Origin of the sequence: Anaeromassilibacillus sp. Marseille-P3371, from assembly GCF_900169665.1 — a bacterium.
Classification (GTDB): domain Bacteria; phylum Bacillota; class Clostridia; order Oscillospirales; family Acutalibacteraceae; genus Anaeromassilibacillus.
Genome location: NZ_LT835157.1, coordinates 126,760 through 128,678, shown reverse-complemented (window position 1 = coordinate 128,678; position 1,919 = coordinate 126,760). Strand labels below are relative to the sequence as shown.

1 protein-coding gene is annotated in these 1,919 nt (G+C 52.3%); it reads right to left on the bottom strand.

Annotated features, from left to right (window positions below; translation table 11 throughout):
* Positions 1-1,308: 1,308 nt before the first annotated feature.
* The coding region (locus B9Y59_RS16680) for a hypothetical protein (RefSeq protein WP_207651492.1) at positions 1,309-1,919 on the bottom strand (611 nt) is incomplete at its 5' end.

The following is a 1,919-nucleotide window of genomic DNA, read 5'->3' as shown; positions in this document are numbered from 1 at the left end:
GGAAGTTTCCTGCCGTTAGCCGCTAGACACTTAATTGGATACCAGCTATTTTTACTCCTTCCATAACACGATTCCGATATTTACGGATTATTTTCATTTTATCTTGGTGGGAACAACTTTTATGCCGTCCCTAAAAGATACCCCACATCCGTCCAACTGTTCCTGCACAGTTCGTCACCATACGATACATTCTTATACCTTGTAAAAAGTTTGACCCAGCAGGGGTTATTCGCATTCTCGTTTGCGGATGCTCCTGCTGGGTCATATGGGGTGGAATATCTCTGCTTTGGCTTTCCTATGTATTCGCTCCTATGGGGGCAAATCATCTACATACGATTAGGATATACATTTACATGTAGAAAAGCTATCCGTCAGAGACATTCCATATTCTTTTTTCTTTCCGAAGCCTCATAGCTACACCATGCAGTGTTTCACCGCATTCTAACCCGGCAGGGTCGTATAGACGCCAGTGTCCTAGTCTGGTGCACGCACAGCGCCTTTCGTGACTATGACGTTTCCTGCACAAGCTCTCTTCCATCAGCGGTTGCTAGATCGAATGGCTTATGCCTTTCACTGGTATCCGGCATTCAACCAACGATTATCGTGTAGTGTTTCACCGCATTCTGCCCCAGCAGTGTTGTATAGGTGCCCATGCCCTAGCCCGGTGGATGCACAGCGCCTTTCGCTCCTTGGGAGTTTCCTACACAAGCTTTCTTCCACCAGCGGTTACTTAATCGAATGCCTTATGCCCTTCGCAAGTATCCGTGATTCAACCAACGGTTACTGCGTAGTGTTTGGTGGCTTTTCTGCCCCGGCAGGGTCGTGTAAAGCCCCTACCCTAGCCCGGTAGACGCACAGCGTCTTTCGTACCTTCGTGTTTCCTACGTTGGTTCTCTGCCAGCAGACTTGATCGAATGGCTTATGTCATTCGCAAGTGTCCGCCATTCAACCAATGGTCACCGTGCAGTGTTTCACCGCATTCTGTCCCGGCAGGGTCGTGTAGACGCCCATACTCTGGTTCGGTGGACGCACAGCGCCTTTCGCTCCTTGGGAGTTTCCTACGCAGGCTCTCTTCCAGCAGTGGTTGCTGGATCGAATGGCTTATGCCCTTCGCTGGTATCCGGCATTCAACCAATGGTCACTGTGCAGTGTTTCACCGCATTCTGTCCCGGCAGGGTCGTGTAGACGCCCATACTCTGGTTCGGTGGACGCACAGCGCCTTTCGCGCCTATGGCGTTCCTACGCAGGCTCTCTTCCAGCAGTGGTTGCTGGATCGAATGGCTTATGCCCTTCGCTGGTATCCGGCATTCAACCAATGGTCACTGTGCAGTGTTTCACCGCATTCTGTCCCGGCAGTGTCGTGTAGACACCCGTGCTCTGGCCCGGTGTGCCGGTTGCATAGACTCTGTAGTAGTAATCGTTTCCAACCTTCGCCACAAACTGCGTCTTGAGAACGCTGCCATTGCCCACGGTAAAGCTCGGCGTCTGGTTGTTTCCATTTACCACCGTCATCTTGAAGCAGTATGCGCTGCCTCTCTTGAGCGTGAAGTTCACTGTCGTGTCACCCACCACATGCGCCTTCTGGGTCGAGACGTTCTGTGCCGCAGACACGACGCCTGCCGCTCCATAGGAGTTGGAGGCATTCACAGAACGGCTTCCCTTTCCTCCCTTGTTGTCCGGCTTCGGGTTGGGCTTCGGCGTCTCCGCCTTCTCCAAACTTGCTACAGCTGTTTCCAGATTCACATATACCTTTGCGATTGTCTGGTTGTCTGCGGTTTCATCCCCGGCGACTGCCTTTGCTACCTGTAGCGCCGCCTCCAGGTTTGCCACACTGCGGTCCGTATAGCCATTCAAGTCGATCGCTTCTGTCTCTTCGATGAGCTTCTGCAACTCTTCTCTGCTTGGGATCTTCCGCAGGG